Source organism: Phenylobacterium sp. (assembly GCF_037189685.1).
GTDB lineage: Bacteria > Pseudomonadota > Alphaproteobacteria > Caulobacterales > Caulobacteraceae > Phenylobacterium.
Genome location: NZ_JBBCIT010000037.1, coordinates 1 through 22,327, shown reverse-complemented (window position 1 = coordinate 22,327; position 22,327 = coordinate 1). Strand labels below are relative to the sequence as shown.

At 64.4% G+C, this 22,327-nt stretch carries 20 protein-coding genes; 7 read left to right on the top strand and 13 right to left on the bottom strand.

The genetic code is table 11. From position 1 onward, the window contains the following. Both WG212_RS19970 and WG212_RS19965 read left to right on the top strand, forming a co-directional pair. The gene (locus WG212_RS19970; protein WP_337188876.1) at positions 1-1,671 is read left to right on the top strand and encodes a GMC family oxidoreductase; all 1,671 of its coding nucleotides are present in this window, start codon (positions 1-3) and stop codon (positions 1,669-1,671) included. Further along, positions 1,668-2,630 (top strand): glycosyltransferase family 2 protein, encoded by a 963-nt coding sequence (locus WG212_RS19965; RefSeq protein WP_337188875.1) that lies wholly within the window; start codon positions 1,668-1,670, stop codon positions 2,628-2,630. The genes WG212_RS19970 and WG212_RS19965 overlap by 4 nt, the downstream gene beginning before the upstream one ends. 44 nt (positions 2,631-2,674) lie before the next feature. Here WG212_RS19965 and WG212_RS19960 read toward each other — a convergent pair whose 3' ends face one another. The 8 genes from WG212_RS19960 to WG212_RS19925 all read right to left on the bottom strand — a co-directional run bounded on the left by WG212_RS19960 (position 2,675) and on the right by WG212_RS19925 (position 12,202). Beyond that, entirely contained in the window at positions 2,675-3,478 is an 804-nt protein-coding gene (locus WG212_RS19960) for an FkbM family methyltransferase (protein WP_337188874.1), read from the bottom strand. A 122-nt stretch (positions 3,479-3,600) separates the two neighbouring features. After that, positions 3,601-4,485: a glucose-1-phosphate thymidylyltransferase RfbA gene (gene rfbA / locus WG212_RS19955; protein WP_337188873.1), complete on the bottom strand. Its 885-nt coding sequence runs from the start codon at positions 4,483-4,485 to the stop codon at positions 3,601-3,603. Continuing rightward, positions 4,482-5,531: a dTDP-glucose 4,6-dehydratase gene (gene rfbB / locus WG212_RS19950; protein ID WP_337188872.1), complete on the bottom strand. Its 1,050-nt coding sequence runs from the start codon at positions 5,529-5,531 to the stop codon at positions 4,482-4,484. Before rfbB ends, rfbA begins: the two co-directional genes overlap by 4 nt. Positions 5,532-5,650: 119 nt before the next feature. Continuing rightward, complete coding sequence (locus WG212_RS19945; RefSeq protein WP_337188871.1) at positions 5,651-6,037, bottom strand: DUF4112 domain-containing protein; 387 nt, start codon at positions 6,035-6,037, stop codon at positions 5,651-5,653. Positions 6,038-6,086: 49 nt separating this feature from the next. Next, positions 6,087-8,525: a polar localization protein TipN gene (locus WG212_RS19940; protein ID WP_337188870.1), complete on the bottom strand. Its 2,439-nt coding sequence runs from the start codon at positions 8,523-8,525 to the stop codon at positions 6,087-6,089. Between the two features lie 209 nt (positions 8,526-8,734). After that, a complete protein-coding gene (locus tag WG212_RS19935) occupies positions 8,735-8,959 on the bottom strand; it encodes a hypothetical protein (RefSeq protein ID WP_337188869.1) in 225 nt (74 codons plus the stop codon). A 126-nt stretch (positions 8,960-9,085) separates the two neighbouring features. After that, entirely contained in the window at positions 9,086-10,261 is a 1,176-nt protein-coding gene (locus WG212_RS19930; RefSeq protein WP_337188868.1) for a right-handed parallel beta-helix repeat-containing protein, read from the bottom strand. Positions 10,262-10,438: 177 nt separating this feature from the next. Continuing rightward, positions 10,439-12,202, bottom strand: a complete 1,764-nt coding sequence (locus tag WG212_RS19925; protein ID WP_337188867.1) for a right-handed parallel beta-helix repeat-containing protein — start codon at positions 12,200-12,202, stop codon at positions 10,439-10,441. Between the two features lie 322 nt (positions 12,203-12,524). Between WG212_RS19925 and WG212_RS19920 the strand changes: the two genes are divergently transcribed. Both WG212_RS19920 and WG212_RS19915 read left to right on the top strand, forming a co-directional pair. Then, positions 12,525-13,982: a flippase gene (locus tag WG212_RS19920; protein ID WP_337188866.1), complete on the top strand. Its 1,458-nt coding sequence runs from the start codon at positions 12,525-12,527 to the stop codon at positions 13,980-13,982. 32 nt (positions 13,983-14,014) lie between these two features. Beyond that, entirely contained in the window at positions 14,015-14,827 is an 813-nt protein-coding gene (locus WG212_RS19915) for a hypothetical protein (RefSeq protein ID WP_337188865.1), read from the top strand. On the opposite strand, the gene WG212_RS19910 is transcribed toward WG212_RS19915, so the two are convergent. The 3 genes from WG212_RS19910 to WG212_RS19900 form a co-directional block, all read right to left on the bottom strand. After that, positions 14,824-15,537 (bottom strand): class I SAM-dependent methyltransferase, encoded by a 714-nt coding sequence (locus WG212_RS19910; RefSeq protein ID WP_337188864.1) that lies wholly within the window; start codon positions 15,535-15,537, stop codon positions 14,824-14,826. The two genes, WG212_RS19915 and WG212_RS19910, sit on opposite strands and share 4 nt — an antisense overlap. Positions 15,538-15,629: 92 nt before the next feature. Further along, positions 15,630-16,160 (bottom strand): methylated-DNA--[protein]-cysteine S-methyltransferase, encoded by a 531-nt coding sequence (locus tag WG212_RS19905; protein ID WP_337188863.1) that lies wholly within the window; start codon positions 16,158-16,160, stop codon positions 15,630-15,632. Next, the gene (locus tag WG212_RS19900) at positions 16,138-17,646 is read right to left on the bottom strand and encodes an AlkA N-terminal domain-containing protein (RefSeq protein ID WP_337188862.1); all 1,509 of its coding nucleotides are present in this window, start codon (positions 17,644-17,646) and stop codon (positions 16,138-16,140) included. The genes WG212_RS19905 and WG212_RS19900 overlap by 23 nt, the downstream gene beginning before the upstream one ends. A 193-nt stretch (positions 17,647-17,839) precedes the next feature. Between WG212_RS19900 and WG212_RS19895 the strand changes: the two genes are divergently transcribed. Then, positions 17,840-18,529, top strand: coding sequence for a polysaccharide deacetylase family protein (locus tag WG212_RS19895; protein ID WP_337188861.1), 690 nt, complete (start codon positions 17,840-17,842; stop codon positions 18,527-18,529). Positions 18,530-18,536: 7 nt separating this feature from the next. Here the strand turns inward: WG212_RS19895 and WG212_RS19890 are convergent, their stop codons facing one another. Next, a complete protein-coding gene (locus tag WG212_RS19890; protein ID WP_337188860.1) occupies positions 18,537-19,382 on the bottom strand; it encodes a hypothetical protein in 846 nt (281 codons plus the stop codon). Between the two features lie 174 nt (positions 19,383-19,556). Between WG212_RS19890 and WG212_RS19885 the strand changes: the two genes are divergently transcribed. After that, positions 19,557-20,462: a glycosyltransferase gene (locus WG212_RS19885; protein ID WP_337188859.1), complete on the top strand. Its 906-nt coding sequence runs from the start codon at positions 19,557-19,559 to the stop codon at positions 20,460-20,462. Here WG212_RS19885 and WG212_RS19880 read toward each other — a convergent pair. Further along, complete coding sequence (locus WG212_RS19880) at positions 20,459-21,757, bottom strand: MFS transporter (protein ID WP_337188858.1); 1,299 nt, start codon at positions 21,755-21,757, stop codon at positions 20,459-20,461. The two genes, WG212_RS19885 and WG212_RS19880, sit on opposite strands and share 4 nt — an antisense overlap. A 288-nt stretch (positions 21,758-22,045) precedes the next feature. On the opposite strand from WG212_RS19880, the gene WG212_RS19875 reads away from it, so the two are divergent. Then, positions 22,046-22,327: phosphoadenosine phosphosulfate reductase family protein (locus WG212_RS19875; protein ID WP_337188898.1), on the top strand; the 282-nt coding region annotated here is incomplete at its 3' end.

The following is a 22,327-nucleotide window of genomic DNA, read 5'->3' as shown; positions in this document are numbered from 1 at the left end:
ATGGTTCGCCCGATCTCACCGCCGCCTGCCGATCAGGCGCTGGACTGCGACATCTGTATCGTCGGCGGCGGCGCCGCCGGCTTGACGCTGGCGCTCGACCTCATCGGAACTGCCCACAAGGTCCTGCTTGTGGATCCGGGACGCCTTGATGGAGGGCAGACCAGTCAGGACCTCTACGAAGGCGAAGTCGTGAACCCCCGGCACGCCGCGCCTCACCTCTATCGCCATCGTCGCCTGGGCGGATCGACGGCGATCTGGGGGGGACGATGCATCCCTTTTGATCCGATCGATTTTGAACGCCGGAGCTACGTGGAGCTCAGCGGCTGGCCATTCAACTACTCCGAGTTGGAAGCCTACTACCCACGCGCCCAGGAACTGCTGGAGGCTGGAACCTACGACTACTCCGCGGCCTCAGCCATCGGCGGCGCCCCGCTCGTCAGCGGTTTTGACGATCCGAACGTGCTCTCCGACAGTCTCGAACGTTTCAGTCTGCCCACCAACTTCTGGCGCGAGTACCGACGCGAAATCTCCGCGTCTCCAAACGTACAGGTCATCGCCGAAGCCACGGCGGTGAAGTTCCGCCGCGGCGGCGGCGACGCTGCCGCGGCCCTTGCGTGTGTCGGACCCGGTGGCGGCAGTTTCGATGTCCGCGCCAGAGTCTTCGTCGTGGCGGCAGGCGGCCTAGAGACCGTAAGGCTTCTGGGATACTCCGGCATGGGCGACACCCATGGCCTGCTGGGCCGAACCTATATGTGTCACGTCGAATCCAATCTCGGCGAAATGCGGCTCGCGCCAGCCACACGAGGTATCCGGTACGGATTCGAGCGGACACATGACGGCGTCTATGCCCGACGCCGCTTCACCCTCGCCGAGGAGCGGCAGCGCGAACTGGGCGTGATGAGCGTGGCCGTGCGCCCCCATCATCCGGGAGTCGCCGATCCGTCGCACGGTCACCCCGTGCTCTCCGCGATGTTCCTCGCCAAGCGATTCATCATTCCCGAGTACGCGAGACGCTTCGCCGCTCAGGCGGACCAAGACAATCCGCGAAAGGCTCGGTCAGATTTGGTGGCCCATATTCGCAATGTTACGCTTGGCGCCCCTGCCCTTGCCGGTTTCGTCCTGGACTGGACCTATCGGCGCTATCTGTCCCGTCGACGCATCCCGTACGTCGCCCTTCCGAGCGCCGCGGGCGTCTTCCCGCTGGACCTCAACGCCGAGCAGGAACCCAACCTGGCCAGCCGCGTCCTGCTCACCGACTCCCTTGATCGAAATGGAACGCCGCGCCTACGGATCGACTGGCGGCTGACCCAGGCCGACTACCGGACGGTCACCGTCACGCTCCGGGAACTGCGGGCCGCGTTCAGGCGCACGGGCTGCGGGGATGTGGCCTTTGACGACGAGAACCTCGACGATCTCGTCCGTGACAACGTCAAGCCCGTCGGCGGACACCACATCGGAACGGCGCGGATGGCGGCCTCGCCGTCGCGAGGTGTGGTCGATGCGGCCTGCCGTCTGCATGACGTGCCAAATCTCTATATCGCGGGGGCGGCGACCTTCCCGACCTCTAGCCACGCCAATCCGACGCTCACCATCGTGGCAATGGCATTGAGACTTGGCGCCCACCTTCGCGCCGAGCTTGGAGCGCCTGTACGAAGCGGCCTAGCTCGATGAAAGATGGCGACATGCAGAGAACGGTATCAGGTCCCGGCCATGTGGTGGTCGCGATCGTGGCTTTTCGGAACGCCGATGATATCAAGCGCTGCCTGACGGCTCTGTCGCGATCGACCTATCCCAACTTTTCAGTCTACGTCTGCGAGAACGGAGGCGGTGAAGCCTTCCGCAGACTTTGCGACGAGACGCCGGAGCGACTCCCGTCGGGTCAGCGGGTGATCCGCATCGATGCGGGCGACAATCTTGGGTACGCCGGCGGCGTGAACCGTTGTCTGAAGGAGGCGGATCCGCACTACAAGGCCGTGTGGGTGCTCAATCCCGACACCGAGCCGCAGCCGGAAGCCCTGGAAGCACTCCTGCGACGGCTGGACAAGGGTGATGTCGATGCAGTCGGCGGCGTGATCACCTGGAACGAAGATGTCGTGCAAAGCTATGGCGGCCTCTGGCGTCCGTGGCTGGGCATCGGCGCCTCGATGGGCATGTTCTCGAAGGTCGACGCTCCCATCGACGCCGCCGCGATCGAGCGTAGGCTGGGCTTCCTGAGCGGTGCGTCCATGCTGGTCAGCGCACGCTTCATAGAGGTGGCGGGCCTCATGCGTGACGACTACTTCCTCTACGCTGAAGAGGTCGAATGGTGCCTCCGAGCTCGTCAGAAAGGGATGCGACTCGGCTTTACCCCCGACGCGCGAGTGCTGCACCATCTTGGCACTACGACGGGGTGGAGCGGCGCTGATTTCCGCAAATGGCCGCGCTTGCCGATATATCTGGACGCACGCAACCGCGTACGCATGACGGCTCAGCTCATGCCTCTACACCTCCCGACAGCGGTTGTCGGCATCCTCCTGCATTCACTCTGGCGCTATGCGCGCCGCGGCGCCTGGCGTCAGGTGGGCTATGTGTTGCAGGGCGTGGTCGCCGGATTGCGAGGGGAAGCTGGCCGGCCCGCATGGGTGAAATAGCCGTAGGGCCTTCTAAGCTAGGCGACAAAACGGGCCCCGGCCCGTTATCCCTGCACATCCAGTTCGAACAGGTCGTCCGTGGCACCTACGCGCGCGACGAGCCGATATCCATGCTTGGCGAGCAGATCTCGCACTTGGCGGCCGCCGCCAGGAGGAGACATATTTTCAACTAGAAAGTATCTGGGAGAAACTCGCTCGAAATCAATGCCCGCGAGCACCAGTTCCTCTGCGCCCTCGACGTCAACAAAGGCGATATCCACGACCTGACCATCGTCGATATAGTCTGCTAGAGGTCCACATTCTACATCATAGGTGCGACTCTTGTGGATGGCGACGTCGTCAGGGCGTAGATAACCTTCAAAGCCTGAGAGTTGATGCTCCCATCCGACGTCGGCCAGGATCTCGACAAATTTGCGCGTCTCTCGCTTGGCCGAAACGGCGACATTATGGAACGGCGTCCGACGTTGTTCAGCCCACATCGGCGCGAACGATGCGATCGGATCGAATGCCACCCCACTCCACCCTTTCTGTTCAAGTAACAGCGAATTGCTGTTCGCACGAGGATGATTGGCGCCCACTTCGACAAAGAATCCCGGGCGCTCCAACCCTCGGAACACGGTGTTCCAGAGATAGTAATCCTGTCCAAACTGTGAATAATATCCGTCAGACCGCAACTGAGAAAGTCTATCTTTGCTATAAGATACATATTCTGCAGACGGATACTGAGCCTTGAACGCCGCTCGATCTTCCATGACCCGCAGGAGATCCCAGGATCGTTTGGCTACACGATAGAAAGGCGTACCGTGAAGAGCCCTCTTTAACGGCTTGCGCAGTACAGAAACTCTCATGATGCCTCCGTAGGGGCCCAGTTTTTCTTCTTCAAGAAAACCATCTCATGAAAGAAAGGTTGGGAATAGGATTTTTCCGGCGCGAGTCTTCAGTGGTCGGCGCTCACACTGATGCGGATCTCCTAACCCTCCGCCAGTCCCCGCAGGTAACGCCCGTACTCGCTCTTGCCCTGCACCTCGGCCGACTTCATCAGCTCGGCGCGGTCGATCCAGCCGTTCTCGAAGGCGATCTCCTCCAGGCAGCCGATGCGCAGGCCCTGGCGCTGCTCGAACACGCGGATCAGTTCGCCGGCGCCGATCAGGCTGTCGTGGGTGCCGGCGTCCTCCCATGCGAAGCCGCGCCCCAGCAATTCGACATGAAGCTGGCCCTCTTGGAGGTAGACATCGTTCAGCGCGGTGATCTCGAGTTCACCACGCGCCGACCGCGTCAGGGTCCTGGCGATCTCGCTGGCGCGGCCATCATAGAAATAGAGGCCGGTCACCGCGTAGTTCGACTTGGGCTTCGCGGGCTTCTCCTCGATGGAGAGCGCCCGCCCGTCCGGGGACAGTTCCACCACGCCATAGCGTTCGGGATCGTGCACCGGATAGCCGAACACCGTGGCGCCTTCGGTGCGCTTGTCCGCGCTCTTCAGCATCTGCACGAAGTTCTGCCCGAAGAAGATGTTGTCGCCGAGGATCAGCGTCGAGGGCTGCCCTCCCACGAACTCTTCGCCCAGCAGATAGGCCTCGGCCAGGCCGCCCGGCGTCGGCTGGATCACATATTCGAACCGCACACCGAACCGCGAGCCATCGCCCAGCAGGCGTTGGAAGCCTGGCTGGTCCTCGGCCGTGGTGATGATCAGGATCTCGCGGATGCCGGCCAGGAACAGGACCGACAGCGGATAGTAGATCATCGGCTTGTCGTAGACAGGCAGGAGTTGCTTCGACACCGCCATGGTCAGCGGATGCAGTCGCGTCCCGGCGCCGCCGGCCAGCACCAGGCCTTTTCTCGTCGCTCCGGATGTCATGCCTTCACCAGGCCCAGGCGGTCGGAATGGAAGCCGCGCTCGCGGATCCGCTCCACCCAGCCATAGTTGTCGACATACCAGCGCACGGTGTTCTCAAGGCCCGCCTCCAGGGGCATGCGCGCCTTCCAACCCAACTCGGCTTCGACCTTCGAGGAGTCGATGGAATAGCGGAAATCATGTCCCGGCCGGTCGGTCACGAAACTGATCTTGTCGGCATGGGGCGTGTTCGCCGGAGCCATCTTGTCGAGATGGGCGCAGATCAGCTTCACGACCTCGAGGTTCCGCTTCGAGGCGTCGCCGCCGATGCAGTAGGTCTCGCCCAGCCGTCCCTTGTGCAGGACCAGCAGCAGCGCCTCAGCATGGTCGTCCACGTGCAGCCAGTCGCGCACCTGCCGGCCATCACCGTAGACGGGGATGGTCTTGCCCTCGAGGGCGCGGGTGATCACCGTCGGAATCAGCTTCTCGGGGAACTGGTGGGGGCCATAGTTGTTCGAGCAGTTCGTGATCACCACCGGAAAGCCGTAGGTGTGGCCCCAGGCGCGCACCAGATGGTCGGACGCCGCCTTTGATGCGGAGTACGGCGAGCGCGGGTCGTAGGGCGTCGCCTCGGTGAAGTCGCCGTCCTCGCCCAGGGCGCCGAACACCTCGTCGGTCGAGACATGGTGGAAGCGGAAAGCCGCTTTCCGCGCCGCATCCAGGCCGTTCCAGTAGTCGCGGGCCACTTCAAGCAGGATGGCCGTGCCCATCACGTTGGAGCGCACGAAATCCAGCGGGCCTTCGATGGCGCGGTCGTTGTGGCTTTCGGCCGCCAGATGCATCACCGCGTCGGGCGCATGGCGGGCGAACACGTCCTCCAGCTTCGGCCGGTCGCACACGTCCACATGCTCGAAAGCGTACGCAGCGTCCGACGCGACGCCCTCCACGTTCTCGAGATTGGCCGAGTAGGTCAGCGCGTCCAGGTTCACCACCTGATGGCCGTCGGCGATGGCGCGGCGGACGACGGCGGACCCGATGAACCCGGCTCCGCCTGTGATCAGAATCTTCAACGAAATCTCCCGGCGATGCGAGGCGACGGCCTCCCTTACTATGAAAGGCGATGGCTTCAAGGCCATACCTCTTCCGCGCGAGGCGAGACTGCCGCGAAAAGCCTAACGCGCCGTCACCTCTAAATCGTCTCCCTCGAAGCCGCGTCAGACGGCCGGCCGTGGCGACGTTCGATGTCGCGTTTGAGCGCCCCCGCGGCGAAGGCGTGGCCAGTGAAGAGGGTGTCGACAGCCCATCCCAGGACGGGCACGCCCGAACTCACGCTGTCCAGTCCCAGATAGGTCGCCATCCGCAGGAGCGTGGCCCGGGAAGCGCCCGCCTGTACCGCCTCGTAGAGCAGGAGCCCGGCGGCGCCGACGGAATAGATCGTCCCCGCCACTGGAACCCAGGCGAGGACCCCGTCGATTCCGAGCCCCCACGGCCCGACCCCCACGACGCGATCCGACAACCTTCGCAGGCGCTCCGCGCGCCGCCACGCCAGATGCGCACGATCCCGTTCAGAACTCATTCCGCGCCAACGCCGATGTTGTACGGGACGGTTCCATTCCACACGTTCGTCAGGGGAGGGTCTCGGACGTCGCCTCCAGGAGGAGGAACAACTTCCCCCCCGGCGTATCCAGCAGCCCCAGCACCGCCTGGTCGCCGCCGCGCGCCGCCGCTTCGTCGACAAGCGCCAAGTACCTCCGGGTGAACAGGTCCGCGCGCGCCTTCACCGCCTCGTCCGTCTGCAGCCGACGCCCGATCCGCCGGGTGGCCGCGGGAGCCGCCTTGCGCACCGTCGCCTTCGCGGCCTCCCAGGCCCCGTCGGCCAGCTGCACTGCGCACTCGGCCACACGCCCGCTCGGCAGCAGGCGCACAGGATCGACTCCCATGTCGCCGAGGTCCGAGAGGATCTGACTCTCCAGCCCACCTTCAGAATCATCCTCGCCGTCCAGCGACGCCAGGAGGTCCTTCCAGCTCCAGGGATCACGTTCGGCGGACTCCTCACCGTCCGGCGGCGGTCCCGCCGGCGCGGTTCCGCCCGACGCAGCCTCGAACACGGCAGAGAACTCGCGATCCGTCGCGGTCGGCGTGAATCGGATGCGGTTGCGCAACCCGAGGCCATCGGCCAAGTCGGCGCCCAGGACCTGCGTCTCGGCCGGCTGGGCCATCCGTCGCCGCGGAGGTGTCGGCGCAGGCTCGGTCGACGCCTCCGGCTGCCCCCCTCCCGCGCTCAAGGTTGGAGCGCCCCCAGGCGCCGCCGCCGCACCCATCAGCCGCACAGCCTCGGACAGCATCTCGAAATTGCGCCGCACGCGTTCCTGGAACGCCGCATCGATGGCCTGGGCCTGGTCCGCCGTGCGTCGCGCCTGATCCATGAGTTCATCCAGGCTGTCGGCGATGGCGGCGCGCACCCGGCCGGCCTGATCCACGGCGATGTCGGGCAGGCTAGCGGTCTTGTGCTCGATCTCCACCAACATGGCCGACAGGTCGTTCATGGCCGCTCGCGCAGCCACCGCCCCGTCGGCCAGCTTGCGGGCGGTGGCTGCGCCCGCTTCCTCCACCATGCGAGAGGACGCCTCTATGAGGGCGCGCGCTTCCTCCAGCCTCGCCTCGAACACCTGATTCGCCTTCTGTCCGGCGCCGAAGGCGGCTTCCGACAACGTATCCACTTGCTCACGCGCCGCCGCCGCATGTCGTGCGGCCGCCTCGCGCGTCTCTTCCGCCGCATGGGCCAGGGCGTCTATCGCCGCACGCGCCTGGCTCTCGAGCTCAGCCCGCTCCCGGGCGGCGGCGGTCGAGACGGCTTCCAGCGATTGCAAGGTCGACTGGCTGAACTCCTCACGCTCGGCCCGCGCCGTCTCGGCCAGGTCGCGGAACTGCAGAGCCGCATCCGACATCATCCGTCGCAGGTGTTCTCCGCCGGCCGCGGCCCGCTCGCTCATTTCTCCGGCAGCGGTTCGCGCATCCTCGATGAAGCCGCCCAGGCGGGCGGCATGGGCCTCGGCCTCGGCCGCGAACCCGGCCTGGTCGCCCTTCAGAGCCTGGGTCAATGCGGTCAGAGCGCTCCGTTGACCGGACAGGCCCGCCTCCAAGCTCAGAATCTGTTCGGCGACGCCGGTCCCGGCCGTCTCCAGACGGGCGATGTGACGGGTCAAATCCTCACCGGCCGTGCGCGCGGCTCCGCTCGCCTCGCCCGCGGCGGCGGCGAGTTCGGCGGCCCTGGCTCCCAGCGCGGTCTCCGCCTCCCGGATCTGCGTCTCGGCCAGGCCCGTGGCCTCGGCCACCATCCGAGCCTGCTGAGTCACGGCATCCGAAAGGCGCGTGGCCTGAGCATCGAGTGTCTGGGCCAACGCGCCCATCTCCGCGCGCTCCCGACCAAGGGTGGAAGCCAGCTCTCCCGCGGTGCGGACCGACTGCGCGGTGGCCCCCGTCAGCTTGTCGGTCTCGAAGGCCAGCGCGTCGCGGAGGGCCATCAGCGTGTCCCGCGCCTCGTCCGCCGCCGCGCCGGCCCGAGCGATCTCGTCGCGGACCATATGCGTCACGTCCCCGGCGCGGGCGGCGGCGATCAGGGTGGGCGCCAGAAGGTCCTCCGCCGCCGCGCGCTCGCGACGCGCCTCGTGCGCCAGGAGCTGGGCCTGTCGCGCCAGCCAGGCCGCGAACATCACGAAGGCCGCCGGTCCCACCGCCATCAGCGCGAAGACAGCCAAGGCGAAGGGCTCGTAGCCGAAGGGGGCCAAGCCGCTGCGATAGCCGAGGGCGAAAGCGATCGGAGCCGACGCCCAGAGGCCCGCCACGGCGACAGCCGCCAGCCAGATAGGCCAGCCAGCCGGGCGGGCGAGGTGAGCGTCGTTGCCCGCCGGCGCCGTCTGTTCCACCTCATAGGACAGGGATTGCCGGGTCGCCCGTAGCGCCGGCGGGAGATCGAGGCTGTCTGCGTCGACTGGCCGAAAGCCGACACTGCCGGATTCCGGCTCGAGCGCTTCGGGCGCAGTGTCGGCGCTCGCGAAGTCCATGGGCCGCGATCGCCTGGAGACCTTCATGCCTGACCTCGACTTCTACACCTAACGCCGGCTCCCTCTCGGGTGCGCCAGGACCCGGGCCGGACACCACTGCGGTCCGTCTGGCATTCCGCAGGTCGAACCTACCCCCTGACGTCGACAACGGAAAGCGCTCGGGGGACGTCGATGAACGTCCGGGAGGATCGCGGAACGATCCCCGGCGGTCAGGCTTGCGCGCCCGCGCCCTTCTGGATCGGTTCGCCGGAGGACGGCCTGTCCGCCCGGTCGCCAGCCTTACGCGGCGTGCGCGCGACAATCCGCTGCTCTGCCGGGGGAGGCGGCGCAGGCCGCTCGAGCCGCGGCGTCTCAAGCGCAACGCCGAAATGCGACAAGGCAGCGACGGACGAGTGCACGACGACCGCGGCCACCATCTCCGTCAATGTCGCCATGGAACGCCCCCACGGATTCCGCCTGTTGCAGCTATACGCTGGGTCAACCGGTCGCGGCAGGGGCCGGAACGTGAATTCTTTGTCATGCGGCGAATACCCCAGCGCGCCGCGCTCACCACATCCCGTCTACGCAAAAAGAAATCCATCGAAGCCGACGAATACTGGCAGACTGTCGGATGTCAGAAAGTGAAAGTCTTGGAGTTCACTCCATGTGACCAGATCCGTCTGCGGCTCAACCACGACGGGCACATCTATTCGCAGAATCTCTTGCAGATTGTCGGCCCGTTCCGGGCGCAGGTTGATCCACCGCTCGATCGCCGCAGCGCCCAGATCCTCTACGAACTCTGTTGTGACGTTGCCACTCTGCGTGACGTTCGCGGAGTTGTCGAAGCTAATGGAAACCGCGCGATTGTCGTTGGCGATGACGCCGTCCGCCCCCTGTATGAGAAGGAACGTCCGGTTTTCACCTGAGAAAGAGACGAGTTCATTGCGCTCGAGAACAAGATCTTTGACACCCTGAAGGCGAATACCGTTGTACCCCGTCCCAACTATCAAGTTGTCGGAGATTGTAACGCGCTCATAAGGGAGCGTTCCAATCTGATCGCGGAGAAATATTCCCTGCGTATATTCTCCACTTCCCCTTAGAATTATATTCCCAGATATGACAATATCGTGGGATGCAGTTTTGGTGCTCGATGTCCAGAATTGAATGGCATCCGGATGATCGCCCGCCTGTGGAACGAAATTCTTGAAGATATTGTCTGAAACCTCTACGTGCCCGACTTCAGCAAAATTGAACCCGTCAGACCGAAGGTCGTGGGCATAATTTCCTGATACCTTGACATATTTTGCTTGCCCTATGGCAAGACCTCGCGCCAACTGTTGAAATTCTGAATTGGTAACGCTGACATTCACACTGTCTCGTATCTGAAGCCCCAGAACATCGTTCGAAGCATCACCATCGAGAGAACCGTGGAAATGTACCCGGTCGAAGTGGACGTCCTCCGACCGTCCGACCTTGAAGGCCCAGTAACTCGTCCCCTGCGCAATGAGGTCTGGACGGTCGAGGGCTACGAAATCCAACTCCTGGAATCGCAGCCCCTTCACGTTCGCCAACGTGAAATCGTTGATGACGGCCCGGTTGGCGGGATCCGCGGACCGAATTGTCACAGGGGTGTCGAAAGACGCGTTCAGGCCTTTCGACGAAAAATTGGCATAGACACCTGGCTCCAGGAGAATGACATCTCCGGCCTTGGCGGCATTGATCGCCGCCATGAGTTCAGGCGTGTTGCTTACCGTCATACCTGCCACTGCGCCCTCCGATGTAGTCAGGAGCAGATTCGACGTGCTGCGCGCGGCGCGGCTCCCGCCCTCCCGGCAATTGGTCGCCGGGAGTTTCGCACCATCCAGCCGCTACGATCAGCGAGCGGGAAAGTACAAATCCGGGGCACGATATAGTCTTGCGCGCGGAGCGCCAGCTTAAAGTATCCAACCAGTCTTTGTCGCACCCCCCAGCTCACTGGCGGATATCCCCAGCACTGTAATGGTGTCGCCATTCGCAAAGGTAATGACGGCGTCACCGTCGACCTCTATCACCTTCGGCGCCAGCCCAGCCTTGGTGTAGGCGTAGATGTCGATGGTTTCCGGACCAGGGCCGAAACCGAAATCCACGATCACGTCGTGGCCGCCGCCGGGCGAAAACCGGAAGACGTCCGAACCGTCGCCGCCGACGAGGACATCATCACCCGCACCTCCGACCAGCGTGTCGTTACCGTCACCACCGTGGAGCGTGTCGTTGCCAGCGCCCCCGTCGAGCAGGTTCGCGGCGCTGTTGCCCGTCAGCAGGTTGTCGAGTTCGTTGCCCGTACCGCGCCATCCGCGCCCGTCTTCAAAGACGATGAGATCCTCCACATTGGCCGGCAGGACGTAGTGGCCGATCGCAACGACCGTGTCATGCCCCCCTCCCACGTGTTCGACGATCTGCGTTTGGATTGTGGGCAAAACATAAACATCGTCCCCGTCACCCCCGATGAGAGTGTCGGTCCCGCCCTTGCCTTCGAGCGTGTCGTTGCCCTGCCCGCCCTCCAACAGGTCAGCCTTGCCGGTGCCGACGATGTACTGATGGAACTCGGGAGGCGGGGCCGCAGCTATCTGGGCCTTCACGCCATCAAGCGCGGAGGCTAGGTCCGAGCTTCCGCTCAAGTCATTCTTGCCGATCCACCTTTGAATGGCTTCGAGGCCGAAATCCTTGACGAACTTGTTCGTAGCATTCCCGCTCTCCACGACATTTGTGGAGTTACCGAAGGAAATGGAGATTGCCTGATTGTCCGTCGCCACAACGCGATCCGCCCCCTGGATCAGGATGAGCGTCTGATTGTCACCCGCGAACGAGATAAGCTCATTACGGGCGAGCGTAAGATCCTCGGCGCCCTGGATTCGAATCCCGTTGTATCCAGTTCCAACGATGAGGTTATCTGAGATAGTGACACGCTGGTATGGAAGCGTCCCCACCTCATCCCTCATGAATATACCTTGAGTATATTCTCCATCTCCCCGAAGGATTATGTTTCCAGATATAAGAACATCTGTCGTTGGAGTTTTTGTACTGGAAGTCCAAAACTGAATTGCGTCCGGATGGTCCCCCTTAGCCGGGTTAAAATCTCTGAAAGTGTTATTAGTTACTTCTATATTTACGACTTCCGCGAAATTGAATCCATCGGATCTGATATTGTATACCGTATTTCCATCCACAACTACGTTCTGGCTTTGACCAATGGCCAAAGCCCTTTGAAGTTCGTGGAATTCCGAATCTCTAACGGTGATATTCTTGCTGTCCCGGATTTGTATCCCATAGACATCATTACCCGGATTCCCGTCAAGAGAACCATGTACGTTCACCTTGTCGAACGTGATGTCGCTCGAGTTCTTCTGGATCTTGAAGGCAAAGTGCTTCAAGCCTTCAGCAACTTCCTTCGATCGATCGATCGTCGCCAATTCCAGTTGGGTGAACGTGACCCCCTGGACGTTGCTCAGGGTGAAGTCCGTGATGACCGCCGGCTTGGTCGGATCGAGCGAGGTGATCGTCACCCCTTCACCGAACGACTTGTTGCCGTAGGTGAAGCCCGAGTAGGTTCCCGAAGCCAGCTTGATGACATCGCCACTCTTCGCTGCGTTGAGCGCACTGACAAGTGAACTGGTGCTGTTTACGAGAATTGTCGCCACGCCAAGAGGTCCTTGCTTCACGCGCCTCTTCTGCGGACGCCCATCGACGGGCAACGTAGAACCATCGAATTATGGGCCGGCTAAAATAGAGGGTTTATCGCGGATTAATGACCCCAGGCTCGACATCGGACCGGGCGTTTGCTGTCACATGCCCGAAGATCGAATGGACACCTCGAGGTCGATCTTCCCGCCGTTCTCGGCAGGTCGCTTCGCCTTCCGATCAGTCGCGTCAGGCAAGACATTTGCAACTCACCGGGTCTAACGGGAGGGTTCGACACCTTACCTATGGGTCCGGTCGACTCGGCGTGCTGAAGCGCCCGGACCACAGCCATGGACGATCACCTTGAGCGTCAAGCGTCACGCGGGCTACAATCTCATCGGCTCGCTGGTTCCCATCGCGCTGTCGCTGCTCACTGTCCCGCTCTATTTGAAGCTTGTCGGCCCAGATCGATACGGTGTCCTGGCCATCGCTTGGATCTTGCTCGGCTACTTTGGCCTGTTCGACATGGGCTTGGGGCGCGCGACGTCCTTCCGGATCGCTAGCCTCCGCGAGGCGCCCAGGGAAGCGCGCGCCGCTGCGCTCTGGTCCGCACTCTGCGTCAACGTGGGTATGGGCGTCGCCGGGGGGTTCGTCCTCTGGGGCGTAGCTGGCTTCTTCTTTCAGAACGTCCTGAAGACTCCTGATGCTCTTCGACCGGAGATCATGGCCGGTGTTCCATTGCTGGCGACAGCCGTTCCCATTGCTACGCTCACGGGCGTGCTCAGCGGAGCCCTCCAAGGCCGAGAGAAGTTCTTGGAGACAAACGCGATCTCGGTGGTCTCGACGGCGCTATTCCAGCTTCTGCCTCTCTCGGTCGCCTATTTCCACGGGCCTGACCTGCCGTTTCTGCTGGCGGCCGCGATAGGCGCCCGCCTCGCAGCGATCGTCGCTCTTGGCTACAGAGCGCACGCGGAACTGCTAAAGGGCCTGCGCCCCCGCTTCGAGAAGGCTGAAATTCCACAACTGCTGAAGTTTGGCGGTTGGGCGAACCTCACTTCGATCATAGGCCCGGTGCTGATCATCGCCGACCGCTTCGCCATCGGCGGCGTTCTCGGTTCGGCCGCGCTCGCCATCTATACGGTGCCATTCCAACTTGCCCAGCGGATCGCGATCGTTCCTGGCGCGCTCGTAAACGCCCTGTTTCCCCGGATGACCGCCAGCGACCCGCAGCGGCGGGACGTACTGGCCCGACGCTCTACCCAGACCCTGGCCTGTATCGTCAGCCCGATTGTCCTGGTCGGGGTTCTCCTGCTCGAACCGTTTCTGGGAATCTGGGTCGGCCCCGAGATCGGCGGGCAAGCCGCACCTGCTGGCCGCCTCCTCTTCCTAGGCTACTGGGCGAACGCCTTCGCGCTGGTGCCCTTCATATTCCTACAGGCCTCTGGGCGTCCGGACCTTCCGCCCAAGATGCACCTCATAGAGATACCCATCTATTTGGGGTGCCTCTACTGGGCGATGAGCCATATGGGCCTTATCGGCTGTGCTATGGTGTTCGCAGGCCGGTGTATGCTTGACTATGTCCTGCTTGCCGCCGTGTCAGGGCGACGTTTCCACAATCCCGTCCTTCTGGCTTTCAACCTGTTTCTACTCCTCGCTGCGCTAGTGCTATGCGAGCATCTAGATGTGCGCGACTTGGCCTGGTGGGTGGGCGCGGCCAGCTTGGTCGGCGCGTCGGCCGCAACGAGTTGGATGAACCTGCCTTCTGACCTCAAGCATTCAGCGGTCGCTCGAGCGCGCGCAATCTTGGCGGCACGCCATTGACCCAGCACGCCAACTGGAGAGAGCCAGGCGACATGACACAGCGTTCCGGCGCAGTTCCCGACCTTGAGATCGCCGCTGCGGTGAACAATCACGCCGTTCTATCGAACTGCCTGGCGCGGTCGCCCGACATCTCGGAAGGGCGTCTGAACCTGCGGACCTACGAGGGCTTCCGCACCGCCGGAGAAGCCTACAACAAGGCCTTGGACGAGACGGCGGCCAGGGTCCTGATCTTCGCCCACCAAGACGTGTACCTGCCAATGGGCTTCCTCGAAGGCGCCCTGGAACAAGTCTCAAAGCTCGACATATTGGACCGGAACTGGGCGCTGGCCGGCGTATCCGGCCTGGATGGAGCCGGGACATTCCGCGGAAGGACGTGGTCATCCGGCCTCGGTGCGGTGCTTGGAAAGCCGTTCGAGACTCCCGTCGAGATCGAGACGCTCGACGAGATGCTGCTTTTCGTGAATCGGCGCTCGGAACTGCGTTTCGACCCTGAACTCCCCAGTTTTCACCTGTACGCGGCCGACGCCGTGCTCTCCGCCAAGGCGAGGGACCTGCGCAGCTATGTCGTGCACACGCCCGCCGTCCATCATAGCCGCGCCGTCGTGGCGCTCGACGGCGGCTATCGTCAAGCCTATCGCTATATGCAGCGCAAGTGGCGCGCCCAGCTGCCGGTTCCGAACCTCGTCTGTCCAATCACGCGATCACCGTTCACGCTGATGTTGCGCGATTGGCGGATCCGTCGCCGTCACAAGGGACGCGAACGGCCCCCTGAGCCGTGCGACGATCCCTCCGTCATCGCCCGGCGCATCGGGTTTGAACTGATGGAACTGGATGCCCCCCGTTAGGCGTCTGCAGTCAGTGGCCGTCGCGCGACGACCATGGTTTGCGTGTGAAGAAGGTGCCGCAGGCGTCCTGCCGTCAGTCGATCGAACAGAAGCGATTTCGAGCGGAGCGGTGTGACCGGCCCGAGTTCAAGCACCTCCAACCCCGCCGAGCGGAACAGTTCCCCATAGGTCGCCGGCGTGAACCAGCGCAGATGTGTCCGGTCCATCACGCCCTTTTCGCCGTAGTCGAAGCGCCCCCGAAGAAGGCTGCGGATCACCGACCAGTGTGCGACGTTTGGAGAACTCGCATAGACACGTCCCCCAGGTTTCAGGCAGCCCGCGAGGCGTTGCAAGGTTCGCCAGGGATCCGTGAGGTGCTCCAACACTTCGCTGATGATCAAGACATCGAAGGCGTCCGCGAGAGGCCGGAGATCGATAGCTTCGACATCGCCGACCAGCACCTCAGTCAGGTGCTTGTCGGCGACTTCGGCCGCGGACGGACTGAGTTCGATTCCCACGTACCGGCCAGCACGCCCCGCTTCCAGGACAGCCCTGCCGGTGCCTCCTGCGCCGCATCCAAGCTCAAGAACGGCGGCGTGTGGATCAGCGGGCAGAAGACGCACGATGTCGAGCCGAGCATTTGAAAAGTAGCTGAGCGGCTTGTCGTCGTAGATCGACCGTATGGTTGACGTTTCAGAGCTTCCGGCCACCTCAGTCGCGGTCCCAGTCATCAGGCTTCCACACAGCTCACAATTCAGATGTCCGCAGCAATGGCGCCAAAGAGCTTATCCATAAGTGTACGACGAGTAACAGCCGCATGTGACTAGGGCGCGCCGACGAACCGCGCACCCTCATGCTCCAGTAGCCAGCGCTTCCGCTCCAATCCGCCGCCATAGCCTGTGAGCGATCCATTCGACCCGATCACCCGGTGGCAGGGAACCACCAGCGACACGGGATTGGAGCCGTTCGCGAGCCCCACGGCGCGAACAGCGGTGGGGCGGCCGATGCGGGCGGCGAGGCCGGCGTAGCTCAGCGTCTCCCCGGGCGGGATGCTGCAGAGCGCTGCCCAGACCGATCGCTGGAACGCCGTGCCCGCCCCCTGCCACGGGATTACGCCCAGGACGCCCACGTCGCCTGAGAAATAGGCTTCGATCTTCATGCGCAGCGGCCCGCGCCCCTCGGAGACAGGTACGGAGCCGTACCGGCGCGACAGCCAGCGGCGCATGGCCGGCTCATAGTCGCGCCAGTTGAAGGCGCGCAGCACGCCCGCCTCGTCACTGACGACGAGGGCCTCGCCGATCGGCGTCGGCACACGCTCAAGGGTCAGGATTTCAGGCGGCGGCTTGTCGGTCATCGGTCGCTCTCGGACGGGCTGTTTTTCGGGGCGCCGGGCCGGGATCTCCGGCCCAGAGGTATTGTGCGGCATAGGCCCGCCAGGGTCTCCAGGCCTCGCTGCGAGCCAGGAGTTCAGCCGCGGAGGGGCGTGTCCCCTCATCGCCGGCCAGCGCCCGCATCAGGCCCACATCACCCTGGGGGAAGGCGTCGGGCTCGCGAAGTTCCCGAAGGGCGATGTACTGTGCGGTCCATTCGCCGACGCCCGGAAGAGCGGTCAGGGCGGCGATGGCGCTGGCGAGATCGGCCCGCGGGGTGAAGATCGCCGGATCGGCGGCGACGGTGCGGGCCAGCCCCTCCAGGGCCGCGCCCCGCGCGCGCGGCATGCCGAGGGCGGCGATATCCTGGCCCACAAGCCGCCGCGGCGACGGGAAGACCCGGTCCAGCCCCAGCGCCGCGGCGGCCGGATCATGGATGGCGTCACCATAGACCTCCACCAGTTTGGCGGCGAGGTTGCGCGCCGCGGCCACGGTGATCTGTTGTCCGAGGATGGCTCGTACGGCGAGCTCGAACCCGTCCCATGCGCCCGGCGCCCTGAGTCCCGGCCGCGCCGCCACAAGCGGCGCAAGCGTGGCGTCCTGCGAAAGATGCGCGCCGATCAGCGCGGGGTCCGCCGAAAGGTCGAACACGCGGCGAATACGTGCGATCACGGCCGGAAGGGCCTGGAGCCGCGGAAACCGGATCTCCGCCGACAGCGCGTCGTCGCCGCGCGGCGTGACGATGACCACACCCCGGACACCATCGATCGACAGCGTCCGCGCATATCGTCCCGGTTCCACACGTTCCACGCCCGGGATCGCACGATCGGCCAGGAAACTGATGACCCCGTCCCAGTCGTAGGGCGGCTTGTAAGGCAGGCGTACGGTGACGCCATCGGCCGCCGGTGTCTCGGCCTGACGCGAGCGGCGCAGCTGCCCCGGCGGGCGGCGGAAGAGTTGTTGAAAAGTCTCGTTGAACCGGCGCACGCTGCCAAAGCCGGACGCTAGCGCCACCTCTGTCATCGGGAGACGCGTCTCCTGGATGAGCTGCTTGGCCAGCAGTACGCGCCGCGTCTGGGCCACCGAGACCGGCGAAGCGCCGAGATGCTGGCGGAACAGCCGGCGAAGCTGGCGCTCGCCCACGCCCAGACGGGTGGCCAGCGCATCCACATCGTCGCCGTCCAACGCTCCCCCTTCGATGAGAGCCAGGGCCCGCGAGACGGTGTTGGACGTTCCCCGCCAGGCGCCGAGATCAGGCGAGGCCTCAGGCCGACAGCGCAGGCAGGGCCGGAATCCGGCTTCCTGCGCCGCCGCGGCGGTAGGATAGAAGGTCATGTTCCCGGCCTTGGGCGTCCGCGCCGGGCAGATCGGCCGGCAGTAGATGCCCGTGGTCTTCACCCCGGCGAAGATGCGGCCGTCGAACCGCGGGTCGCGGGTGACGAAGGCGCGCCGGCAGGCTTCGAAGTCCATCTCCATGCAGACAGGATGAGCACTCGGTCGCGGCAAGTCTCGCGATTTTCGGACATACATGCCAGGAGACCTGAGACCGTCGATCTCCGATACTTAAATCTGGACTTCACCGCGGCCTCCGCCGCATTCTCCGTGCGAATTTCGCGGCAGACGGACATCCCTTCGCCGTGAAGTACGGTTAGGAACGAGGGACGTGACGGATCATCAGCCCCCCCTGGAGAGAACGGTCTTCAACTTCCACGGGATTGGCGTACCGCACGCGGGGGTTCCGGCGGACGAGGCGCCGTACTGGTGTCCGACCGACCTCTTCATGCACCTGGCCGACGCCATGGCCGACTTGCTCCGCGAGGGGCGTTCGATCGAGATCACCTTCGACGACGGCAACCGGAGCGACCTCGACATCGCGGCTCCCATCTTGGCCGATCGAGGCCTGTCGGCGACATTCTTCGCCTGCTCCGGCCGTCTGGACGACCCGCGATATCTCGACGGCGCAGGCTTGCGGAGCTTGGAGGTCATGGGCATGGTCGTCGGGAGCCACGGCCGGAACCATGTAGACCTGCGCCGCGCCGACGCTGCGACCCTCCGCCAGGAGACCTCAGGCTCGCAGCAGACCCTGAGCGAAGCGCTGGGCAGGCCCGTCGATCGCTTCGCCATTCCGTTCGGCAGCTACGACCGGCGCGTCCTCGGAGCCCTGAAGACTTACACTCGAATCTATAACAGCGATCAGACCAGAGCTGGTCCGCAGAACCAGCGGTTCGTGCCCCGGATCAGCTACACCACCGGTTGGACCAAGGAAACGGTGCAGCAGCGCGTAGCCGAGCGCTACTCATATGTTCGTCAGCAGAAGCAGAATCTGAAATCGACACTCAAGCGACTACGCTGAGGGCTATCTACAACCCCAAGTACAACAGCTCCGAATAGGTGTGGTCCACGTCGATAGCGGGTTCCTGGCCTCGAACGTACTTGGCGGCCTTGCCGGGATAGAACTTGCCCACCATCCCGGGTGGCGGCTCGTTGGCGTCGATGATGAGACCTATGAAGCCACGGGCACGCAACCACCAGAGCAATGCGCCCCCGTGCTCCAGTAGCCACGGCACATTCTCGCAGTAGATCAACTGCGCGGCGGGCACGACCTTCTGCACCCGCCGACGCACTAGGATGATCGGCATGATGCGGTCGGCGGTGGCGACGCAGATCGCCAGCCCGCCCAGGGAAACATGATCCTGCAGCTTCTTGAATTCGCTCTGGGGCAGTCCCCGCAGGAGCGCTTGCTCGGGCGAAAGGATCCTGGCTGCCTTGCGATGGCTGCGGAAGGCGACACCGATGAACTGGCCGGTCGTCCAGGGCCGGAAGTTGAACCGTCCCAGGGTTTTCAACGTGTGAGCTGCCGCAGAAAGATTTGTATTCACCGCGTCGTCTCGTTCGCCGGCGCGACGATAGAGTTCACGCGCCATCTCCCCCCGGTGCGAGGGCGCCACACACCAGGTAGAGATGTTGACGAATAGCTGCCTCTTCTCGGCCGAGCCATGCCACGACGAGATCGCCAGCACCGCGCCCTTCACGCCATCGTCGTCGATCAGAAGGCCATAGGGTTCTGTTCCCTCCGGGATCTCGCGCTGCGCCAGCCGTTGCAGGCCAGTCTCGAAGTAGGCCCGGTCGCGGCGCGGAAAGCTCTCGCACATGAGCGTTACGACGGCGGGAAGGTCGGCCTCCTCGATCGAACGGATATTGGCCAAGCCGCGCCCCTCCACCTGCCGCGGCGCCACCTTGACGTAACGTCGCGACGGCCCTCTAGCACGCGAAGGGAGCCCGCGTGAACGCACGGGGCGAGGTTCGCGCGCGCAATTTACCCATGGCGCAGGGTTTACGCGTAAGGAGTCGCGCACATCTTGGTCGATCAGGGAAACGCCATGACGACAGCAACTACTGCGGCCCTGCCGTTCGTCAGCGTCATCATGCCCCATTATCAGGATCTGGGGGGGCTGGAGATCGGGCTCGCGGCGCTGGACGCGCAGACCTATCCCAAAGACCGCTTCGAGATCGTGATCGGCGACAACAATTCGCCGGCAGGACTGGCCGCGGTGGAAGCGGTGGTCCGGGGACGGGCCCGGATCGTCGTGATCACGGAGAAGGGCGCGGGGCCGGCGCGCAACGGCGCAGTCGCCGCTTCGCGCGGCGACGTGCTGGCGTTCATCGATTCCGATTGCGTGGCCGAGCCCCAGTGGCTGGAGGAAGGCGTCAAGGCCCTGGACCGCTTCGACCTCGTCGGAGGGCGCGTCCGGGTGCTGGTCTCGGACCCCGAGCGCATGACGCCGGCCGAGGCGTTCGAGCGGGTCTTCGCCTTCGATTTCAAGACCTACATCGAAAAGAAGGGGTTCACCGGCGCCGGAAACATGTTCTGTCGCCGTCCTCTCTTCGACAGGGTCGGCGCGTTCGGCGTCGGCCTCTCGGAGGATGTCGACTGGTCGCGCCGCGCGGTCGCGACCGGCGCGCGCCTGGGCTATGTGCCTGCAGCCGCCATCGGCCACCCCGCACGTGTCACCTGGGAGCAGCTTTCGGGCAAGTGGCGGCGGATCAACGCCGAGACCTTCGGCCTGATGGCCGGCCAAAGGAGCCAACGCTCCCGCTGGCTGGTCCGCAATCTCCTGATGCCCCTTTCGGCCGTGGCGCATACCCCCAAGGTGCTGACGAGTCCCGAACTGAACACGGTGGGGCAACGCCTGTCCGCCATCGGGATGCTCTACCGGCTGCGCCTGTGGCGCCTGTGGGACGCCCTGACCCTGCTCCGCGCCACCCGCGCGGCTGAGCGCCCCTAGGCTCCGGCCGCCGCCAGCTTACGGTCCCGACCGATCGACCAGGCTGCGATCAGGTGCGCGCCGATGGTGACGAACACCACGGGGATCAGCCAGAGGAAGCCGATGGCCAAGGACTGGTCGCCATACTCCGCCTTCGCCGCGTCCGAGATGCGGCCGACGTAGACGGGGCCGATACCCAGGCCGATGAGATTGAGCACGAAGAGCAGAACCGCGCCCGAGATGGTCCGGCGGTTGGCCGGAACGGAATTCTGCACAACCGCCAAGGCCGGCGCGAGATAGCAGTTGTTGAGCAGGGCCGGAATCGCCACGCAGACAAGGGCGATCTGCCACGTCGGCGCATAGATGAGGCCGAACCAGAACGGTACGGTCAGCACGAAGGCGATCGCCGGCAGCCAGGCGAACCAGCGCGCATCGCGCCGACTCAGCCGGTCGACCAACCAGCCGGCGCCGAAGGTGCCGATCATCCCCGTGATCCCGAGGACCAGGCTGTAGTAGGCGGCCACCTCCGTGAGACTCATGCCCTTCACGCGGATCAGGAACGGCGGGTTCCAGGTGAGTGCCGCATAGCCGACGAAGGCCGAAAGGCCCGCCGCCAGCGCCGTCAGAAACAGCGTCCGGTTGCCGAAGAAGCCGGCGAAGGCCTCCGCGATGGACGGGGGTCTGGTCGCCTCGGCCTGCCCCGCCGCCAGAACGTCCAGCCCGCCGCGCTTCGGCTCGCGCACCAGCAGCATGACCAGTCCCGCCAGCACGACACCCGGCACGCCCATGACGTAGAACGCCACCCGCCACCCATGCTCGGCCGCGATCCAGCCACCCAGCGCCGACCCCAGCATCGACCCGACCGGCACGCCCAGGGAGTAGATCGCCAGTGCGGTGCCCCGTTCCTCCGGCTTGAAGTAGTCGGAAATCAGCGAATAGGATGGCGGCGAACCGCCGGCTTCCCCGATCCCCACCCCCATCCGGTAGAGGGCGAGCTGGACGAAATTGGTCGCCGTGCCGCAAAGGGCCGTGAACAGGCTCCAGAGCGCGCACGCGCCGGAGATGATCCACACACGGTTCACCCGGTCCGCCAGCCAGCCGATCGGAATGCCGAAGCCTGTATAGAACAGGGCGAAGACGATCCCGCTCAGCATGCCGAGCTGGGTGTCGGTGAGGTTGAGGTCGGTCCGGATCGGTTCGGCCAGGATCGAGACGATCTGCCGGTCCAGGAAATTCAGGGTGTAGACGACCGCCAGCAGCCAGACGACGAAATACCTGTAGCCGCCCTTTGCCGGCGCCGCCACGTCCGAAGCCATGAGACCCTTTTCCCCCTGCCGCCCCCGGCCGCCCCCGGCCGGTTTTCCGGCTCGAAAGGCGGGTACGCGCTTCCGTCGAACGCGGTTGTGGCGCCATTCCGCGGAGCCGCCAAGCGGCATCGCATGTCCGGGCTGACGCGGAACGCGCCCAGCCCACCTGCCAGCCCGCCGAGAATTCCTGGCAACCCCTCGCCTTGCGCCTCCGGGGCGTGGCGGCTAACTCCGCCGCCGGGCCGGACGCCTGTGCCATCGCACAGGCGGATATCGATGTTTGCTGTAAGGTCGCCGATGGACGCCGAGGTCCGAACCCACACCGCCGCACCCCACGCCCAACCCGCGGAGCCGCGCTTGTCGTCGCAGACCCTGACGCATTTGGAGCGGTTGGAGTCTGAGAGCATCCAGATTCTTCGGGAGGTGGTGTCGGAGTGCGAGCGTCCGGTGATGCTGTACTCGATCGGCAAGGACAGCGCGGTGATGCTGCACCTAGCGGCGAAGGCGTTCTGGCCGTCGAAGCCGCCGTTCCCGCTGCTGCACGTGGACACGACCTGGAAGTTCCGGGCGATGTACGAG

What these genes read in the sequence shown, in the direction of transcription:
- WG212_RS19935 (WP_337188869.1), bottom strand. Translation starts at nt 8,959, where the DNA reads ATGGCGACATTGACGGAGATGGTGGCCGCGGTCGTCGTGCACTCGTCC.
- WG212_RS19960 (WP_337188874.1), bottom strand. Translation starts at nt 3,478, where the DNA reads ATGAGAGTTTCTGTACTGCGCAAGCCGTTAAAGAGGGCTCTTCACGGT.
- WG212_RS19885 (WP_337188859.1), top strand. Translation starts at nt 19,557, where the DNA reads ATGACGACAGCAACTACTGCGGCCCTGCCGTTCGTCAGCGTCATCATG.
- WG212_RS19945 (WP_337188871.1), bottom strand. Translation starts at nt 6,037, where the DNA reads ATGAGTTCTGAACGGGATCGTGCGCATCTGGCGTGGCGGCGCGCGGAG.
- WG212_RS19915 (WP_337188865.1), top strand. Translation starts at nt 14,015, where the DNA reads ATGACACAGCGTTCCGGCGCAGTTCCCGACCTTGAGATCGCCGCTGCG.
- WG212_RS19940 (WP_337188870.1), bottom strand. Translation starts at nt 8,525, where the DNA reads ATGGACTTCGCGAGCGCCGACACTGCGCCCGAAGCGCTCGAGCCGGAA.
- WG212_RS19930 (WP_337188868.1), bottom strand. Translation starts at nt 10,261, where the DNA reads ATGACGGTAAGCAACACGCCTGAACTCATGGCGGCGATCAATGCCGCC.
- rfbA (WP_337188873.1), bottom strand. Translation starts at nt 4,485, where the DNA reads ATGACATCCGGAGCGACGAGAAAAGGCCTGGTGCTGGCCGGCGGCGCC.
- WG212_RS19910 (WP_337188864.1), bottom strand. Translation starts at nt 15,537, where the DNA reads ATGACTGGGACCGCGACTGAGGTGGCCGGAAGCTCTGAAACGTCAACC.
- WG212_RS19900 (WP_337188862.1), bottom strand. Translation starts at nt 17,646, where the DNA reads ATGGACTTCGAAGCCTGCCGGCGCGCCTTCGTCACCCGCGACCCGCGG.
- WG212_RS19905 (WP_337188863.1), bottom strand. Translation starts at nt 16,160, where the DNA reads ATGACCGACAAGCCGCCGCCTGAAATCCTGACCCTTGAGCGTGTGCCG.
- WG212_RS19965 (WP_337188875.1), top strand. Translation starts at nt 1,668, where the DNA reads ATGAAAGATGGCGACATGCAGAGAACGGTATCAGGTCCCGGCCATGTG.
- WG212_RS19880 (WP_337188858.1), bottom strand. Translation starts at nt 21,757, where the DNA reads ATGGCTTCGGACGTGGCGGCGCCGGCAAAGGGCGGCTACAGGTATTTC.
- WG212_RS19970 (WP_337188876.1), top strand. Translation starts at nt 1, where the DNA reads ATGGTTCGCCCGATCTCACCGCCGCCTGCCGATCAGGCGCTGGACTGC.